Here is a 16,697-nt window from a genome sequence, read left to right as displayed (position 1 = left end):
CTTTTTTTATGGATGGCGGGCGTAAAATTTTTTATCACTGCCGGTTGACGGCTGCACAGGAAGTTCGAGATGTTTGAATTCATTCGCAAGCACACCAAGGTCACCATGGGCTTGCTGTTTTTGCTGATTGTTCCGTCCTTTGTACTGTTTGGCCTGGACGGCTATAGCCGTTCGGAGCAAAACACGGCCGTGGTCGCACGCGTCGATGGCCGGGACATCTCGCAGACCGATTGGGACATGGCACACCAGAACGAGGTGAACCGCCTGCGCGCTTCCATGCCCACCCTCGATGCCAAGTTGCTGGATTCCCCAGAGGCCAAATACGGCACGCTGGAGCGCCTGGTGCGCGACCGCGTGTTTGCCGCAGCGGCCGCCCAGAGTGGCCTGGTGGTTCCGGACCAGAAGCTGCAGCGGCTGTATGCTGAAGACAAAGCGATTGCAGCTTTCAGATTGCCCGATGGCAAGTTTGACCGTGCCGGCTTCCTGTCGCAGACGGGCATGACGCCGGAGGCCTACGAAGCCGGCCTGCGTTCCGAGCTCGCGACGCGGCAGGTGATGCTGGGCGTTGCCGCCAGCGGCTTCGCGGCCAAGGCTGCGGCGGATGTGTCGCTCAATGCTTTTTTTGAAAAGCGTGAGGTGCAGGTGGCGCGGTTCAATACCCCCGATTACGCAGCCAAGGTGAATCCGAGTGAGGTCGAACTGGCGCAGTTCTACAAAGACAACCTGGCCCTGTTCCAGGCGCCCGAGCAGGTGGACATCGAATACGCCGTGCTCAACATGGACGCTGTGACCCAGGGCATCACGCTCAATGAGCAAGACCTGAAGACCTACTACGAACAAAACACCGCCCAACTCGCGGGCAATGAAGAACGCCGCGCCAGCCATATTCTGATCGAGTCGCCGGCCTCTGCAGCGGCGGCGGATCGCCAGAAAGCCAAAGAAAAAGCCGAGCAATTGCTGGCCGCCGTGAAAAAGGCGCCGGACTCGTTTGCCGACTTGGCCCGAAAAAACTCCAGCGACACCGGCTCCGCCGCCAATGGCGGCGACCTTGATTTCTTTTCCCGCAAGGCCATGGTCAAGCCGTTTGCCGACGCAGCGTTTTCGATGAAAAAAGGCGACATCAGCGAGGTGGTGGAGACCGAGTTCGGCTATCACATCATCAAGCTTACCGACATCAAGGCGCCCAAACAGAAGACCTTTGAAGAGATGAAGCCTGCGTTAGAGACCGAATTGCGGCAGCAGCAGGCGCAGAAAAAATTCGCTGAAACGGCTGAGGCATTCAGCAATGCGGTGTACGAACAGTCAGACAGCTTGCGTCCGATTGCCGAACGCCTGAAGCTCGAAGTCAAAACCGCCAGTAAGTTGACCCGTACGCCGGCCGCTGGCGCCACCGGCGCATTGGGCAACCCCAAGTTTCTTGAAGCGCTGTTCTCGCCGGATGCAGTGGAGAGAAAGCGCAATACTGAAGCGCTGGACCTTGGCGGCAACCAGCTCGTGTCGGGCCGCATCACGCAGCACACGGCGGCGCGGGCTTTGCCTTTGGCCGAAGTGAAAGACCGCGTACGCGAGCGCCTGCAGCAGCAGCGCGGGGCTGAGATGGCGCGCAAGGATGGCGCTGAAAAGCTCGCTGCCTGGAAGGCCAACCCCGCCGCCGCTGCCTTGCCCGCTGCCGTGGTGATTTCGCGAGAGCAGGCGCAGCAGTTGCCCGTTGCAGCGCTGAAGGCTGCGCTCAGTGCCGATACCACTGCCTTGCCGGCGCTGGTGGGTGTGGACCTGGGTGCTCAAGGTTATGCGGTGGTCAAGGTGCTCAAGGTGTTGCCGCGCGCGGCCCCTGCGGCAGCGCTGGCCCAGCAGGAGCATACCCAGTACACCCAGTGGTGGACCTCAGCGGAAAGCCTGGCCTACTACAACATCCTGAAAGAGCGCTTCAAGGCCGACATCAAGGTGCCGCGGCCTGCCGAACAGAAGCTTGGCGCTTAAAGCCGCGCGCAAAGCGGAGAAAGCGCACAGTTCTCGTTATAATTTGAGGTTCCGGTGGCTGTAGCTCAGTTGGTAGAGTCCAGGATTGTGATTCCTGTTGTCGTGGGTTCGAGCCCCATCAGCCACCCCAGTATTTAGCTCCAGAAATCTGGTCGCCGCAAGCGACGCTAGCGAAAAAAAAGCCCCTGATCCAGGGGCTTTTTTTTGATCGGCTGTTGCTACTCAGTTCACCATCACCAGCTTGCCCTTGACCCCGCGCGAGCCCATGTGCGCATAGGCGGCCTTCAGTTCGGCCATGGGCATGGTGCGGTCAATGACCGGCTTGATTTTGCCCTGGGTATACCACTGGGCCAGCTCGGCCATGGCGGCGGCGCTGGCTTTCGGCTCATTCTTGGCGAAGCCGCCCCAGAACACGCCGACGATGGAGGCGCCCTTGAGCAGGGTCAGGTTCAGCGGTAGCGAGGGAATCGGGCCCGAAGCAAAACCCACCACCAGGTAGCGCCCGCGCCAGGCGATGGAGCGGAAAGCTGGCTCGGCGAACTCACCGCCCACCGGGTCGTAAATCACGTCAGGGCCTTTGCCATCAGTCAGGGCCTTGATCGCTTCGCGCAGATTCTCGGTGCTGTAGTTGATAGTGGCGTCGGCGCCTATCGACTTGCACAGCGCGCATTTTTCATCGGTCGAGGCTGCGGCGATCACTTTCGCGCCCAGCGCCTTGGCGATCTGGATCGCCGCAGTGCCGACGCCGCCAGCCGCGCCCAGCACCAGCACGGTTTCACCGGCCTTGAGTTGTGCGCGGTCCACAAGCGCGTGGTGCGAGGTCGCGTAAATCATGATGAAGGCGGCCGCGTCGACATGCGGAAAACCATCGGGCAGCGGCATGCACAGCGCGGCCGGCGCGATGGTGTGCGTGCCGAAACCGCCGGTGCCCGACAGGCAGGCGACGTTCTGGCCGACTTTCAGGTGTTTGACACCCTCGCCGACAGCTTCAACCACACCAGCGTATTCGGAACCCGGCACAAACGGCAGCGCTGGTTTCATCTGGTACTTGTTCTGCACGATCAGCAGGTCCGGAAAGTTCAGGCTGGCCGCCTTGATGGCGATGCGCACCTCGCCGGCTTTCGGTTCGGGCGTGGGCAGCTCTTTCCAGGTCAGGGCGTCTACGCCGGTGGGGTCTTCACAAAGCCAGGCATGCATGGGGGTGTCTCCGTTGGAATCAGGGTTGAGACATCATAGGCAGGTTGCGCACCCAAATAGACGCGGCATGCCCCCGGTTTGTCACCCTTGAGACCTTAAAATCAATCCATGAAAATTCTTATCTGCAACGACGATGGCTACCAGGCCTCCGGCATCATCGCCCTGTACGAGGCCCTGAAAGACATCGCCGATGTGGAGGTGGTGGCACCCGAGCAGAACAACAGCGCCAAATCCAACGCACTGACCCTGCACTCGCCGATGTACGTGCAGACGGCGGCCAACGGTTTTCGCTACATCAACGGTACGCCCGCCGACTGTGTGCACATTGCACTGACCGGGCTGTTGGGCTATCGGCCCGACCTGGTGGTATCAGGCATCAACAACGGCGCCAACATGGGCGACGACACAATTTATTCGGGCACCGTCGGCGCGGCCATGGAAGGTTATCTGTTCGGCATTCCGTCGATTGCGTTTTCGCAGACCGAAAAAGGCTGGGGCCACATCGATGCGGCCGGCCGGCGCGCGCGCGACCTGGTGCAGCAACTGATCCCCTCGCTCGAAAAAATCTCCGAAGGCGCCTTGCCAACGGTGGCGCCCTGGCTGCTGAATGTGAATATTCCCAACCTGCCTGACGATCAGCTTCAGGGCTACAAGGTCTGCCGCCTGGGCCGGCGCCATGCGGCTGAGCGGGTGATCACGCAGACCAGCCCGCGCGGCGAAACCATGTACTGGATAGGCGGCGCGGGGCCGGCCAAGGAAGAGGGCGAGGGCACCGACTTTTTTGCAACCAAGCAGGGATTTGTCGCCATCACGCCGCTCCAGGTGGACCTGACCGACCACGAGCGACTGCCTTATTGGGCGCAGACTGCGGCCAAACTCACGCACGGCAGCACCACTGCTCCGGCTGCGGCATGAAGCCGCCGGTCAAGCCGCCTTTGACTTCTTCGGGCACGGCAGCGGCCAAGCCCGTTGCCAAAAGGCCAGGCTTCCCGGTGCGGCTGGAAATTGATGCGGGCACCCCATCTGCTACCAAAAAGATAGCTCATCGCGCCCATCCGGAAAGGGCTACAGGCATTTTCGATCAAAAAATGCCGGCCAAGGCCGCTTTGCCCAGCGGTGTTGGCCTGGACTCGCGCGCAGTGCGGGCGCGCATGGTGCACAAACTCGCGGCGCAGGGCATTTCCGATGCGCAGGTGCTGGCCGCCATGGGCCATGTCGAGCGCCACCGCTTTGTCGATACCGCGCTGGTGAACCAGGCCTATGAAGACACCAGCCTGCCGATCGGCCTGGGCCAGACGATCTCCAAGCCCAATGTGGTGGCGCGCATGCTTGAACTGCTGCGCCAGGGCGCGGGCAGCCCGGCCGGCAAGCTGGGCCGGGTGCTGGAGATCGGTACCGGCTGCGGCTACCAGGCTGCGGTGCTGGGCGAACTGGCGACCGAGGTCTACAGCATCGAGCGCCTGCGCGGCCTGCACGACAAGGCGCGCGAGAACCTGCGTGCCTTCCGGCTGGCCAATGTGCACCTGCTGTTCGGCGACGGCATGGTGGGCTATGCCAAGGGCGCACCTTATGCGGCCATCATTGCGGCGGCCGGCGGCGAAGCGATTCCGACCGCTTGGGTTGAACAGCTCGCCGTCGGTGGCCGCCTGGTCGCGCCCATGCACATCGCTGGTGGGGCCGGCGGCGGCCAGGCGCTGGTGCTGCTCGACAAGACCGCGCAGGGCGTGACCCAGACGGTTCTGGAAGCGGTGCACTTTGTGCCTCTAAAATCGGGAACAAGTTAGCCCGAGTGGCAAAAGCGCACACTGGGCATCCTGAACCAAAGTCAGCATCTGGCGTCATAGGGTGGCAACACGCAGAATTTGGAAAAGGTGAATAGAACAATGAATCAACAAGCAGGGATCATCCCCATGGCAGCGTTTTCTCCCACGGCTCTTGAAGCGCCCCGCGCCGGCAGGGGCGCCGCTCGCCTGGCTCTGAGCTGCCTGCTGGCGGCCGCCGTGCTGCTGGTGGCGGCTTGCAGCACGCGTGGCCTCAACCGTGCGCCTGTTGAAGACCGTGGTACCGGCATGTCGCGCGCGCCAATCGTGGCGGTCGATGCAGGCGTGAAGCCGCTGCCCGGCTTTGAGAACGCCGGCAAACCCGGTTATTACACAGTCAAACCCGGTGACACGCTGATTCGCATCGGCCTGGACACCGGCCAGAACTGGCGCGATATCGGTCGCTGGAGCAACCTTGAGAACCCCAACCTGATCGAAGTCGGCCAGGTATTGCGTGTGGTCCCGCCAGAGTCGGTGGCCGTGGCCCGTCCCGTGACTTCTGGCTCGGTCACGCCGGTCAGCCCGGCGTCAGCGGCCAGCGCACCGGCACAGGCGGCAAGCGCGCCCAAGCCTGCGGCACCCGCAGCCGCTGGCGGCGACGAGGACCTGGCCTGGATCTGGCCGGCGCAGGGCCCGGTGCTTGCGGGCTTCGACGAGGCCAAAAACAAGGGCATGGACATTGCGGGCAAGGCCGGCGATACCGTGATGGCTTCTGCCGACGGCCGCGTTGTGTATGCCGGTGCTGGTCTGCGCGGCTACGGCAACCTGATCATTCTCAAACACAACAACACCTTCCTGACTGCTTACGCGCACAACCAGACCCTGCTGGTCAAGGAAGACCAGTCGGTGCGCAGGGGGCAGAAAATTGCCGAAATGGGCAGCAGCGACGCGGACCGCGTGAAGCTGCATTTTGAAATCCGCCGCCAGGGCAAACCCGTGGACCCAGCGAAGTACCTGCCCGCCAAATAAGCCGGTTGATGATGGTCTTAAAAGAGCCCTGTGTTGCAGGGCTTTTTTGTGCCTGTACTTGCTGCAAACGTGGCCTTTGTAGTCAAGAGACATGACGCTCAATGTTCCTCGCGTTTGAGTCTGCACAGCCTGAGACAATGGGTGCATGTCCCGAAGAAAACAGAACAAACCGCCACAGCAGCCGGCTGCCACACCCGCCGAAAACTACCCGCTCGACATCCTCACGGTGGAGTCGCTCGATATCGAAGCTCAGGGCATTGCACACCGCGACGACGGCAAGGTGGTTTTCATAGACGGTGCGCTGCCGTTTGAGACCGTCAGCGCCAGCGTCTATCGCAAGAAACCCAGTTTTGAAAAAGCCACGCTGATGGCGGTGCTGCGCGAGTCTTCGCAGCGTGTGCGCCCGCAATGCCCGCACTTTGGCCTGCACACCGGAGCTTGCGGCGGCTGCAAGATGCAGCACCTGCATGTGGGCGCGCAGGTGGCCGTCAAGCAGCGGGTGCTGGAAGACAACCTCTGGCATCTGGGCAAACTCAGGGCCGAAACCGTGATGCGGCCCATCGAAGGCCCGGCCTGGGGCTACCGTTACCGGGCGCGCTTGTCGGTGCGTTATGTGCGCAAGAAAGGCGAGGTGCTGGTCGGTTTTCATGAGCGCAAAAGCGGCTATGTCGCCGACATGCGCGAGTGCCATGTGTTGCCCCGGCATGTGAGCGATTTGCTGCTGCCGCTGCGCGCGCTGATCGCCGGCATGGACGCCAAAGAGACCTTGCCACAGATCGAGCTGGCCTGTGGCGACGCGGTGACGGCGCTGGTGCTGCGCCACATGGAGCCGCTCTCTGGCGAAGACCTGGCCCGGCTGCGCAGTTTTGCGGCAGCGCACCCCGGCTTGCAGTGGTGGCTGCAGCCCGGCGGGCTGGAGACGGTGCATTTGCTCGATGCGGGCGGGCCGGTGCTCGGTTACGGCCTGCCCGAGTTTGGCGTGTTGATGCCTTTCAAACCGACAGATTTCACCCAGGTCAATCCGCATATCAACCAGGTGCTGGTGTCGCGCGCGCTGCGCTTGCTGGACGTGTTGCCGCATGAGCGTGTAATCGACTGGTTTTGCGGCCTGGGCAACTTCACCTTGCCGCTGGCCACCCGCGCGCGCTCGGTGCTGGGCATTGAGGGCAGCGAGGTGCTGGTTGCCCGTTCGCGTGAAAATTATGAGGCAAACAAGGCCTCAGCCCACGGCGGACATGCGCTGGCAGCTACCAAATTTGTAGCAAGCAACCTGTTTGAAATCACACCCGGTGCGCTGGTGAAACACGGCGCAGCCGACAAATGGCTGGTTGATCCGCCACGCGAGGGCGCCTATGAGTTGTTCAAATCGCTGGCTGCGCTGCACCAGCAAACGCTGACCGGCGTGCCCTGCGACGACGCCGGGCAGCAGCAAAGCCTGGTGCTGGGCGACTGGCAGCCGCCCAAACGCATCGTGTATGTGAGCTGCAACCCGGCGACCCTGGCGCGTGACGCGGGGGTGCTGGTCACGGATGCGGGTTACCGTTGCACGGCAGCCGGTGTGGTCAACATGTTTCCGCACACCGCGCATGTGGAATCAATCGCGGTTTTTGATGTGAATCCAGCCTGAAACGGAAAAGGGGGCCAGTGGCCCCCTTGTTTCCATCCGGAGCGAAGCGGATTACTCGCGATCACCACCCATACCGAGCAAGGCCAGCAGCGCCTGGAACACGTTGAACATGCTCAGGTACAGAGCCAGTGTGGCGGTGATGTAGTTGGTCTCGCCGCCGTCAATGATTCGCTTCAGGTCATACAGCATGTAGGCACTGAAAATACCGATCACCGCAACCGAGATGGCCATCATGGCAGCGCTGGAGCCGACAAACACATTGACGATGCTGCCCACCATGACCACCAGCGCGCCGACAAACAGCCATTTGCCCATGCCAGACAAGTCGCGCTTGATGACGCTGGCCACGCTGGCCATGACGAAGAAAATGCCGGCCGTGCCGCCCATGGCGGTCATGATCAGTTCAGAGCCGTTTTTGAAGCCCAGAATCATGCCTATCATGCGCGAGAGCATCAGGCCCATGAAGAAGGTGAAAGCCAGCAGCACCGGCACACCGGCGGCCGAGTTTTTGGTTTTTTCAATCGCGAAAATAAAACCGAACGCACCGCCCAGAAAAACCACCAGGCCAAGTCCGCCGCTGAGCGAGGCGGTAATACCCGTGGCCACGCCAACCCAGGCGCCCAGCACGGTGGGCAGCAGGCTCAGTGCCAGCAGCCAGTAAGTGTTGCGCAAAACCCGGTTCCGCTGCTGCGCCGAGGCAAGGTAGCTGTTGTCTAGGGTTTGAACATTGTCATTCATGAAGTCATCTCCGTTTTGGCCTGCATATGCGGGCATCTCTATTTTAGGGGCGCACGAGATTTTTCAAGGGATTAACCCCTCAGACTGCTTCCTTTTTGTCAGGGTTCTATAAGTTTTAAGGCATGCAATGGTTTGTTGGCGCATACCGAAACTTGCGTATGCTTGCGCTTTTGCATCAAAACTCCGGAAAAACATGAAATCTAAAGCAGTGCTTGAATTCTCCGATGTACAGGCCATGGCCAGTGCCGCCGCCACAGAGGCGACCCAAAACGGTTGGGCGGTGACGATTGCGATTGTGGACGACGGCGGTCATCTGCTGCACCTACAGCGCCTTGATGGTGCGGCGCCGATATCGGCTCACCTGGCACCAGCCAAGGCCAATACCGCCGCCATGGGACGACGCGAAACCAAAATCTACGAAGATATGATCAACGGCGGGCGTTTCTCGTTTCTGAGCGCGCCCGATCTCAAGGGCATGCTGGAAGGCGGCGTGCCCATCATGAAGGACGGTCAGTGCCTGGGCGCGGTCGGTGTCAGCGGCGTGAAGTCCAGCGAAGATGCGCAGATCGCACGTGCCGGCATGGCGGCGATCGGGCTGTAAGTCTTTGCCGGGCAGGCGCTGTTTGCTATCGAATGGATAGCTGCTTGCGCTTGTGGTGCATGGGCTGGAGCCCGATTTGGCATTAAAAAACCGACCCTCAGGTCGGTTTTTGCATGGGGTGTGGAGAAAAAAAGCCTGGCTACTGCATGGGCACTGACGCCCAGGTCTGGCTGGCAAAAAACGATCTGTGAGGCTTGGGTAAGCCTCGGATCGCCCCACGATGAAACTGGGTGTGTAGCGCCTATTTGGTCAGGATCAGCTTGCCCAGGCGCGTGGCCTGCAGGCGATAAGTCAGGCCGTTGTGCTTGATCGCCACGGCTTTCTGGCCGCGCAGGATATCGGTGCTTTCCAGTGCACTGCCGAACTCGCTGCGCGCCGAGGCGGAAGGCATGGACAGGTCTGGCTGACGGGCTGGGCGGGAAGGCAGGCTCAGGGTTGTGGCGTGAAGAGCTAGGGACATGGTGTTTACCTGTTTCTGGTCAATACCGTAATGATAATTATTCGCAATTAAAAGTCAACACAAAGCCCTGAATTTTTTACGGCAAGATTTGCGCTCTCAGGGCGTGTCGGGCTCGGTGATGAAGCCAATTTTGCGCAGACCCGACACCTGGGCTGTGGCCATGGCCTGGGCCACACGTTCATAACGCACGGCTTTGTCGCTGCGGATGTGCAGCTCGGGCTGCGGGTTCTGCGCAGCGGCTGCCTGCATGCGCGGCGCCAGATCCTTGTCGGCTATCGGCGCCTCGTTGATGTAGTAGCTGCCCTGGGCGTCCACCGTCAGGCGCATGGTTTCGGGCTTGACGATTTGCGCCTCGTTGGTGGCGCGCGGCAGGTCAATATTGACCGAGTGTTTCATCACCGGCACGGTGATGATGAAGATAATCAGCAAAACCAGCATCACGTCCACCAGGGGCGTCATGTTGATCTCGTTCATGACATCGTCGGTGTCGTCCTGTGTTCCAAAGGCCATGGTGTGTCTCGCTTGTTGTCGATGTCAGGCTTTTTTCATCGGCACGACGTTGGCCGGGCCGCCCGCACTGCTGACGCGTGCGCCGGTGACGAAGTAGGCGTGCAGGTCGTGCGCAAAGCGGCTTAGCTGCTGCAGCACGCCTTTGTTGCCGCGCACCAGCGCGTTGTAGCCGAGCACAGCCGGAATCGCGACTGCCAGGCCCAGCGCCGTCATGATCAGCGCCTCGCCAATCGGGCCGGCCACCTTGTCGATGGTCGCCTGGCCTGCCGTGCCTATGGCCAGCAGCGCATGGTAAATGCCCCAGACCGTGCCAAACAGGCCGATGAAGGGCGCGGTGGAGCCGACCGAAGCCAGAATCGCCAGCCCCGACTGCAGGCGCGAGGTGAACTCGTCCATGGTGTTGCGCAGGCTGCGCGTGACCCAGTCGCTGACGTCCAGCGCGTCATGCAGGTGCGCCTTGGTGTTGCGGTGATGGGCGGTGGCTTCGCGGCCTTCGATGGCGAGCTGGCGGAAAGGGTTGGCCGGGTCGCTGCCGAGTTTGGCCAGGCCTGCGGCAAAGTCTTCGCTGTGCCAGAAGTCTTCGGCGCTGCTGGCGACTTTTTTGTAGGTCAGCAAGTCCAGCGTCTTGATGATGATGACGATCCACGACGCAAGCGACATGCCGATCAGCAGGATGGCTACCGCCTTGGTGACGAAGTCGCCCTGCGTCCAGACGCTCATCAAGCCAAATTGTGAATTCATAAATGCTTACTCCAGAACAAAATTAATCGGGGCCTTGAGCAGGTACTCGGTGTTGGCATCGGTACCTGCACGGCGAAAAGGGGTGACCTGCGAGGCCATCACCGCCTCGTAGGCTGCGCGGTCCAGGCGCTCAAAGCCGCTGGACTTGAAGACGCTGCCCCGCACGGGACGGCCTGCGGCGTTGTAATACACGGCGATGACCACCACACCGGCTTCGCCATTGCGCTTGCTCAGCGAAGGGTAGACCACACGCGGGGGCCGGATGTATTCGGTCTCGCCCTGGGTCACTTCGACCAGACGTGGCGGCGCGGGTGGCGCAGGCGGCGTGGGCGCCGGTGGTGCGGGCGGGGCGGGAATCGGCGGCGCAGGCGGCTGCGGTTCGACCACGCCGGCGGGCGCATTCGGCGCTGGAGTCGGCACCGGCGCACGGACAGCCACCGGCAGGGGTGGCGGGCTCGGCGCCTTGGGCGCCGGTTGGGGCGGCGGTGGTGGTGGGGGAGGGGGAGGGGGTGGCGCGACCTTGGGTGGCTCAATCTCGATGATGCGGGTCAAAATTTCGGCCGGCACCACGATTTCAGCCGTGCGGCGCAGCAAGCCGTTCTGCATCGCCCACAACACCGCGACGTGAAAGACGACCACGCTGGTGGCAATCACGAGGTTGCGGTTCAGGGGTTTGCGCACGGTGGCAAGGGAAGGAGTCGAAAGGGCTGGGGCGTTCATCAGGAGTTTAGAGCCTGTTCAGGCCCAAGGGGATGCAGGCGCAAAAGCGCAGCGTCCGCCGGCGAGGCCTGTCAAGGGCGAAAAATCCACCAGAGCGGGCCGACCGCGAAGATCAGGCTGCCGGCGAGAGTTGCAAACAAGGTGAGGGAGGATTCCATGCGCTGCCTTCCAGAGGATGAATGGCGAGCTTGCGGATGTGTGCTGTCGGGCAGGTGCCGCTGCATTGCGCGACAACATCACGCGCGCAGCCTTCACACTGGCCGCACTGGGTGGCGACACCCAGTTCGAACTGGATCTCGTCAAAGCCCATCCCGGCACGGACGTGACGGGCAATTTCGCGGTCAGAGATTCGGCGGCAGACACAAACAATCATGGATTGGCTTGCTGGTTGGTAATTTGTTGATTTGATTATAAATGCGAATCTGTCGCATTTGCAATTATATTCTTGCAATATCCGTGGCTGCACGCAGGTTTTTTGCGCTCCGGAGCGTGGTTTTTCCTGCCAATTGCTATAAAAAAGCGAGCATCTGCCATCACACCGGCGCGTTGTTTTCAGGCATGAAAAAACGGGGCCAGGCCCCGTTTGTGTGTTGCACCGGCAAGACGCCGCGTCAGCTCAACTCGCCCATCTGGCTTTGCAGGTAGTTTTGCAGGCCGATTTTGCCGACCAGTTCGATCTGGGTTTCCAGAAAGTCAATGTGTTCCTCGGTATCGTCGAGGATGCCCTGCAGCAAATCGCGTGAAACGTAGTCACGCACGCTTTCGCAATGCGCCATGCCGGCCTTGATGGTCGCCTGTGCGCCGGTTTCGGCCTTCAGGTCGCAGTTCAGTGCTTCTGGCACGTCCTCGCCAATCATCAGCTTGTCGAGATCCTGCAGGTTCGGCAGGCCGTCGAGCATGAAGATGCGGTCCATCAGCTTGTCGGCGTGTTTCATCTCGCCGATGGACTCCTCGTATTCCTTCTTCGCCAGCTTGTCCAGACCCCAGTGCTTGTACATGCGGTAGTGCAGGAAGTACTGGTTGATGGCGGTCAGCTCGTTCTTGAGCTGGGCCTGAAGATGGGTGATGACTTGTGCGTCGCCTTTCATGGCATTCCTCTTTTGTTTATGTTTGGACGCGCAATTGTCCCCCGACAGACAAGCTAACTCAAGCATTCCCACACGCCAGCGGTTTGCTTGTGTGTGAGTGTGATAAACGTTCGCATTTGGCGCAGGCCGCTGACGCGAAAAAAAGGCAAAGCCCGTCGGAGGCGGGCTTTGCCGGGGAGGGCGTGTGGCCGCTCAGTGCGCGGTCGCGGGACTGCGGATCAGGTAGTCAAACGCACCGAGCGCGGCCTTGGCACCGTCGCCGGCCGCAATGATGATCTGCTTGAAGGGCACGGTGGTGGCGTCGCCGGCAGCAAAAACGCCGGGTAGCGAGGTCTGGCCTTTGGCATCGACAATGATCTCACCGTGTTTTGAGAGCTCCACCACACCCTTGAGCCAGTCGGTGTTGGGCACCAGGCCGATCTGGATGAACACGCCTTCAAGCGGCACAGATTTGAGCTCGCCACTGGCGCGGTCCTTGTAGACCAGGCCGGTGACTTTCTGGTCGCCGGTGATCTCGGTGGTCTGTGCGTTGGTGAACACATCGACGTTTTTCAGGCTCATCAGTTTGCGCTGTAGCACGGCGTCGGCGCGCAGCGCGGTGTCGAACTCGATCAGTGTCACATGGCCGACGATGCCGGCCAGGTCAATCGCCGCTTCAACGCCCGAATTGCCGCCGCCGATCACCGCCACGCGCTTGCCCTTGAACAGCGGGCCGTCGCAATGCGGGCAGTAGGCCACGCCTTTGTTCTTGAACTCGTGTTCGCCGGGCACGTTGATGTTGCGCCAGCGCGCGCCGGTCGAGATGATCACCGACTTGCTCTTGAGCGTGGCGCCGCTTTCCAGCTAGATCTCGATCAAATCCTTGCCCGGCCCGGTGTTGGGGATCAGCGCCTTCGCGCGTTGCAGGTTCATGATGTCCACGTCGTAGTTGCGCACATGTTCTTCCAGCGCGTGCGCGAATTTCGGGCCTTCGGTCTCCTTGATCGAGATGAAGTTCTCGATACCCAGGGTGTCCAGCACCTGGCCGCCGAAACGCTCCGACGCCACGCCGGTGCGTATGCCCTTGCGCGCGGCGTACACAGCCGCGGCAGCGCCGGCCGGGCCGCCGCCGACGATCAGCACATCAAACGGGTCTTTTGCATCAATCTTTTTGGCTTCGCGTGCGCCACCGCTGGTGTCGATCTTGGCGAGGATTTCCTCCAGGCTCATGCGGCCCTGGCCGAACTCGGTGCCATTGAGAAAAACTGTGGGCACCGCCATGATTTGACGCTCTTTGACCTCGTCCTGGAAGGTGCCGCCTTCAATCATGGTGGCGCGGATGCGCGGGTTCTGCACCGCCATCAGGTTCAATGCCTGGACCACATCGGGGCAGTTGTGGCAGGTCAGCGAGACGTAAATCTCGAAGTCGAGGTCGCGGTCCAGCGCGCGGATTTGGTCGAGTACGGCCTGCTCGACCTTGGGCGGGTAGCCGCCGATCTGCAGCAGCGCCAGAATCAGTGAGGTGAATTCATGGCCCATGGGCAGGCCGGCAAAACGCGGGCCGTGGTTTTCGCCCGGACGGTTGATGGAAAACGAGGGTTTGCGGTGCGGGTCGTCGCGGCTTTCGGTCAGCTTGACCAGCGGCGACGAGTCGGCCACGTCTTTCAGCAGCGACAGCAGCTCGCCCGAGGCCTTGCCGGCGTCGAGCGAGGCGACGATCTCTATCGGCTGTGTGGCGCGGTCGAGGTAGGTTTTCAGTTGGGCTTTGGTGTCGGCGTCGAGCATGGCGGACTCACTTCTCAAGGTCAATATCGTGTCAACAGGGAACAAAAAAGTCCGGGACACACACCACGGTGTGCATCGCCCGGACTTTGTGAAGGCGCAGTTAGATTTTGCCGACGAGGTCGAACGAAGGCTTCAGTGTTGCCTTGCCTTCTTCCCACTTGGCGGGGCAGACTTCACCGGGGTGGGCGGCCACGTACTGCGCGGCCTTGACCTTGCGCAGCAGCCCGAAGGCGTTGCGCCCGATGCCTTCGGCGGTCACTTCGATGGCCTGGATGATGCCCTGCGGGTCCACGATGAAGGTGCCACGGTCGGCCAGGCCTTCCGCTTCGCGCATGTTGTCGAAGTTGCGGGTGAGGGTGCCGGTCGGGTCGCCAATCATCGTGTACTGGATCTTGCCGATGGTTTCCGAACTGTCGTGCCAGGCCTTGTGCGTGAAATGCGTGTCGGTCGACACGGAGTAAATTTCAACGCCCATTTTCTGAAACTCTTCGTAGTGGTCGGCCACGTCGCCCAGTTCGGTCGGGCAGACAAAGGTGAAGTCGGCAGGGTAGAAGAAGAACACCGCCCATTTGCCTTTGACGTCAGCGTCGGACACCTCGATGAACTTGCCGTTTTTGTAGGCGCTGGCTTTGAAAGGCTTGATTTCGGTACTGATCACGGATATTTACGGGTTTCCTCTATTGATAAATGACAAAAAGTTAAATGACATGACTAGTTTAAGGCCGCTGGATGACTAATCCAATCAATTGAATTTATTCATCGCATTTGATATGGCTATGGGGATGGGTGTTTAATGAGAATTACTCTCATACAATCTTCGCCTCCATGGGTCAGCAGTCCGCCTGTAGCCAGCGGCCAGGCGCTGCGTGGCTCAAGCAGGCAGTGCGATCACCACGGCCGACTCGTCAATCAACGCGTTCACCCGTGTTTTGGCTTTGATGCCGCTGCCGGGCGCGGCAAAACCCACCAGTTGCAGGCCTGCGTCCAGCAGCAAGGACACCTCGTCGCCGCTTGCGCTCCGGCTGATGCGCATGGCGCGGCCGGTCAGGTATTGGTCGCCTGCGCGGCCGGCATCCTGAAGGGTGATGGCCACCGCCGTCGCCTTGCACAGTGCCAGCACCGCCTGTTCCTTTTCCAGTCCCAGCAGTTCGGCGCTGGCTTTGGTGATGCGTGACACCAGCGCTGTCCCATCCGCCAGTTGCAGAAACACGCGGACCGTCTGGCCTTTCGCCTCCAGCTTGTCCACCCGACAGGGAAACTGGTTGCGCATGCTGGTGCGCACGCCCATGGGGGACACCACGGGCGAGTCAGGCTCCGCCGCAGCGCTGGCCAGCACCTGCCGGCGTGATTCGGCCAGCCGGCCGGCGACGGCCAACAATTGCCGGCCGGCGTCGGTGAGCAGGGCGCCCCCACCGCCTGAGCCGCCGACGGCCCGCTGCACCAGCATGCCGCCGGCCAGATTGGACAGGGTGTCGATGGCCTGCCAGGCCGCCTTGTAGCTGACCCCGGCATCGCGCGCAGCCTGCGAGATCGAGCCACTTTCTCCGATCAGGCGCAAGATATCGATGCGTTTGTCGGCAGGCTCATGGCTGAGGGCGCTGCTGAAAGACAGTGCGGCGGGGACGGATTTTTTCATATGTCGATGGTGGTGTGGGCCACGGCAGGCATCGCTATTCTAAAATAGAATAACGAAAAACTGTTCTGACTCCGGAGTGTTTATGACCTTTAAATCCCTGTGTATCCTGCCCGCATGGCTGTTGCTGTGCCTGGCCGCGCCGGCTCTTGCCGGCGACGTTCAGGTCGCGGTGGCGGCCAACTTCACCGCCCCCATGAAAGTCATCGCCGCTGATTTTGAAAAGAACACCGGCCACAAGGCGGTGTTGTCCTTCGGCGCTACCGGCAAGTTTTACGCGCAGATCAGCAACGGCGCGCCTTTCGAAGTGTTTCTGTCCGCCGACGACGAAACGCCGAAAAAGCTCGAGCAGAACGGCACCGGCGTCAAGGGCAGTCGCTTCACCTATGCCACCGGCAGGCTGGCGCTGTGGTCGGCGCAGCCAGGTGTGGTGGACGCGCAGGGCGAAGTGTTGAAAAAAGGCCAATTCAGCAAGCTGGCGATTGCCGCACCCAAACTCGCGCCGTATGGCGCGGCGGCGGTGGAAACCATGACGCGGCTGGGCGTGATGGCGGCGCTTGAGCGCAAACTGGTGACCGGCGAAAGTACAGGCCAGGCGTTCAGCTTTGTCTCCACCGGCAATGCCGAGCTTGGTTTTGTGGCGCTGTCGCAGGTGGTTCAAGGCGGCAAGCTCACGTCGGGCTCAGCCTGGATCGTGCCGGAGACCTTGCACAGCCCGATTCGCCAGGATGCCGTTCTGCTGGCCAAGGGCAAGGACAGCCCCGCCGCCATCGCTTTGGTGGCGTTCCTGAAAACCGACAAAGCCAGGGCGGTGATCCGCTCTTTCGGCTACCAGCCCTGAGGTCACGT

Annotated in this window: 17 protein-coding genes, 1 tRNA gene and 1 pseudogene; 8 read left to right on the top strand and 11 right to left on the bottom strand. The window is 61.3% G+C overall.

Annotation, left to right across the window (positions count from 1 at the left end; all coding sequences use genetic code 11):
- Positions 1-69 precede the first annotated feature (69 nt).
- A complete protein-coding gene (locus Q8O29_RS07385) occupies positions 70-1,980 on the top strand; it encodes a SurA N-terminal domain-containing protein (protein ID WP_305561415.1) in 1,911 nt (636 codons plus the stop codon).
- A 54-nt stretch (positions 1,981-2,034) separates the two neighbouring features.
- Positions 2,035-2,110 (top strand) — tRNA-His (locus Q8O29_RS07380).
- 92 nt (positions 2,111-2,202) lie between these two features.
- Here Q8O29_RS07380 and Q8O29_RS07375 read toward each other — a convergent pair.
- Positions 2,203-3,177 (bottom strand): NADPH:quinone oxidoreductase family protein, encoded by a 975-nt coding sequence (locus tag Q8O29_RS07375; protein WP_305561414.1) that lies wholly within the window; start codon positions 3,175-3,177, stop codon positions 2,203-2,205.
- 108 nt (positions 3,178-3,285) lie between these two features.
- Here Q8O29_RS07375 and surE point away from each other — a divergent pair, with 108 nt between their 5' ends.
- The 4 genes from surE (at position 3,286) to rlmD (ending at position 7,593) form a co-directional block, all read left to right on the top strand.
- Positions 3,286-4,092, top strand: coding sequence for a 5'/3'-nucleotidase SurE (gene surE / locus Q8O29_RS07370; RefSeq protein WP_305561413.1), 807 nt, complete (start codon positions 3,286-3,288; stop codon positions 4,090-4,092).
- Entirely contained in the window at positions 4,032-4,961 is a 930-nt protein-coding gene (locus Q8O29_RS07365; RefSeq protein ID WP_371134170.1) for a protein-L-isoaspartate(D-aspartate) O-methyltransferase, read from the top strand. Before surE ends, Q8O29_RS07365 begins: the two co-directional genes overlap by 61 nt.
- Positions 4,962-5,087: 126 nt before the next feature.
- A complete protein-coding gene (locus Q8O29_RS07360; protein WP_305561411.1) occupies positions 5,088-5,966 on the top strand; it encodes a peptidoglycan DD-metalloendopeptidase family protein in 879 nt (292 codons plus the stop codon).
- A 145-nt stretch (positions 5,967-6,111) separates the two neighbouring features.
- Positions 6,112-7,593 (top strand): 23S rRNA (uracil(1939)-C(5))-methyltransferase RlmD, encoded by a 1,482-nt coding sequence (rlmD, locus tag Q8O29_RS07355; RefSeq protein ID WP_305561410.1) that lies wholly within the window; start codon positions 6,112-6,114, stop codon positions 7,591-7,593.
- A gap of 51 nt (positions 7,594-7,644) precedes the next feature.
- On the opposite strand, the gene Q8O29_RS07350 is transcribed toward rlmD, so the two are convergent.
- Positions 7,645-8,331: a Bax inhibitor-1/YccA family protein gene (locus Q8O29_RS07350; RefSeq protein WP_305561409.1), complete on the bottom strand. Its 687-nt coding sequence runs from the start codon at positions 8,329-8,331 to the stop codon at positions 7,645-7,647.
- A gap of 193 nt (positions 8,332-8,524) precedes the next feature.
- Between Q8O29_RS07350 and Q8O29_RS07345 the strand changes: the two genes are divergently transcribed.
- Positions 8,525-8,932, top strand: coding sequence for a heme-binding protein (locus tag Q8O29_RS07345; protein ID WP_305561408.1), 408 nt, complete (start codon positions 8,525-8,527; stop codon positions 8,930-8,932).
- A gap of 241 nt (positions 8,933-9,173) precedes the next feature.
- On the opposite strand, the gene hemP is transcribed toward Q8O29_RS07345, so the two are convergent.
- The 9 genes and pseudogenes from hemP to Q8O29_RS07300 all read right to left on the bottom strand — a co-directional run bounded on the left by hemP (position 9,174) and on the right by Q8O29_RS07300 (position 15,851).
- Positions 9,174-9,392: a hemin uptake protein HemP gene (gene hemP, locus Q8O29_RS07340; protein ID WP_371134169.1), complete on the bottom strand. Its 219-nt coding sequence runs from the start codon at positions 9,390-9,392 to the stop codon at positions 9,174-9,176.
- A 96-nt stretch (positions 9,393-9,488) separates the two neighbouring features.
- Positions 9,489-9,902, bottom strand: coding sequence for a biopolymer transporter ExbD (locus tag Q8O29_RS07335; protein ID WP_305561407.1), 414 nt, complete (start codon positions 9,900-9,902; stop codon positions 9,489-9,491).
- Positions 9,903-9,926: 24 nt separating this feature from the next.
- Positions 9,927-10,643, bottom strand: coding sequence for a MotA/TolQ/ExbB proton channel family protein (locus Q8O29_RS07330; RefSeq protein ID WP_305561406.1), 717 nt, complete (start codon positions 10,641-10,643; stop codon positions 9,927-9,929).
- Positions 10,644-10,649: 6 nt separating this feature from the next.
- Entirely contained in the window at positions 10,650-11,363 is a 714-nt protein-coding gene (locus tag Q8O29_RS07325) for an energy transducer TonB (protein ID WP_305561405.1), read from the bottom strand.
- A 112-nt stretch (positions 11,364-11,475) separates the two neighbouring features.
- Positions 11,476-11,736: a bacterioferritin-associated ferredoxin gene (locus Q8O29_RS07320; RefSeq protein ID WP_305561404.1), complete on the bottom strand. Its 261-nt coding sequence runs from the start codon at positions 11,734-11,736 to the stop codon at positions 11,476-11,478.
- Between the two features lie 238 nt (positions 11,737-11,974).
- On the bottom strand, positions 11,975-12,451 hold the full coding sequence (gene bfr / locus Q8O29_RS07315) for a bacterioferritin (RefSeq protein WP_305561403.1): 477 nt from the start codon (positions 12,449-12,451) through the stop codon (positions 11,975-11,977).
- Between the two features lie 192 nt (positions 12,452-12,643).
- Positions 12,644-14,215 (bottom strand): annotated as a pseudogene (ahpF, locus tag Q8O29_RS07310) (alkyl hydroperoxide reductase subunit F).
- A gap of 100 nt (positions 14,216-14,315) precedes the next feature.
- Entirely contained in the window at positions 14,316-14,879 is a 564-nt protein-coding gene (ahpC, locus tag Q8O29_RS07305; protein WP_305561436.1) for an alkyl hydroperoxide reductase subunit C, read from the bottom strand.
- A gap of 207 nt (positions 14,880-15,086) precedes the next feature.
- Entirely contained in the window at positions 15,087-15,851 is a 765-nt protein-coding gene (locus tag Q8O29_RS07300) for a TOBE domain-containing protein (protein ID WP_305561402.1), read from the bottom strand.
- An 82-nt stretch (positions 15,852-15,933) separates the two neighbouring features.
- Here Q8O29_RS07300 and modA point away from each other — a divergent pair, with 82 nt between their 5' ends.
- Positions 15,934-16,689 (top strand): molybdate ABC transporter substrate-binding protein, encoded by a 756-nt coding sequence (gene modA / locus Q8O29_RS07295; protein WP_305561401.1) that lies wholly within the window; start codon positions 15,934-15,936, stop codon positions 16,687-16,689.
- The last annotated feature ends 8 nt before the right edge of the window (positions 16,690-16,697 follow it).

Origin of the sequence: Polaromonas sp., from assembly GCF_030689685.1 — a bacterium.
GTDB lineage: Bacteria > Pseudomonadota > Gammaproteobacteria > Burkholderiales > Burkholderiaceae_C > Polaromonas.
Note: the sequence above shows the minus strand (reverse complement) of the source record. Positions and strands in the feature narration are given on the sequence as shown.

Coding starts and splice junctions, on each gene's coding strand:
- Q8O29_RS07320 (WP_305561404.1), bottom strand. CDS start 11,736: ATGATTGTTTGTGTCTGCCGCCGAATCTCTGACCGCGAAATTGCCCGT.
- hemP (WP_371134169.1), bottom strand. CDS start 9,392: ATGTCCCTAGCTCTTCACGCCACAACCCTGAGCCTGCCTTCCCGCCCA.
- surE (WP_305561413.1), top strand. CDS start 3,286: ATGAAAATTCTTATCTGCAACGACGATGGCTACCAGGCCTCCGGCATC.
- Q8O29_RS07350 (WP_305561409.1), bottom strand. CDS start 8,331: ATGAATGACAATGTTCAAACCCTAGACAACAGCTACCTTGCCTCGGCG.
- Q8O29_RS07335 (WP_305561407.1), bottom strand. CDS start 9,902: ATGGCCTTTGGAACACAGGACGACACCGACGATGTCATGAACGAGATC.
- Q8O29_RS07325 (WP_305561405.1), bottom strand. CDS start 11,363: ATGAACGCCCCAGCCCTTTCGACTCCTTCCCTTGCCACCGTGCGCAAA.
- bfr (WP_305561403.1), bottom strand. CDS start 12,451: ATGAAAGGCGACGCACAAGTCATCACCCATCTTCAGGCCCAGCTCAAG.
- Q8O29_RS07330 (WP_305561406.1), bottom strand. CDS start 10,643: ATGAATTCACAATTTGGCTTGATGAGCGTCTGGACGCAGGGCGACTTC.
- Q8O29_RS07345 (WP_305561408.1), top strand. CDS start 8,525: ATGAAATCTAAAGCAGTGCTTGAATTCTCCGATGTACAGGCCATGGCC.
- modA (WP_305561401.1), top strand. CDS start 15,934: ATGACCTTTAAATCCCTGTGTATCCTGCCCGCATGGCTGTTGCTGTGC.
- rlmD (WP_305561410.1), top strand. CDS start 6,112: ATGTCCCGAAGAAAACAGAACAAACCGCCACAGCAGCCGGCTGCCACA.
- Q8O29_RS07375 (WP_305561414.1), bottom strand. CDS start 3,177: ATGCATGCCTGGCTTTGTGAAGACCCCACCGGCGTAGACGCCCTGACC.
- Q8O29_RS07385 (WP_305561415.1), top strand. CDS start 70: ATGTTTGAATTCATTCGCAAGCACACCAAGGTCACCATGGGCTTGCTG.
- Q8O29_RS07300 (WP_305561402.1), bottom strand. CDS start 15,851: ATGAAAAAATCCGTCCCCGCCGCACTGTCTTTCAGCAGCGCCCTCAGC.
- Q8O29_RS07360 (WP_305561411.1), top strand. CDS start 5,088: ATGGCAGCGTTTTCTCCCACGGCTCTTGAAGCGCCCCGCGCCGGCAGG.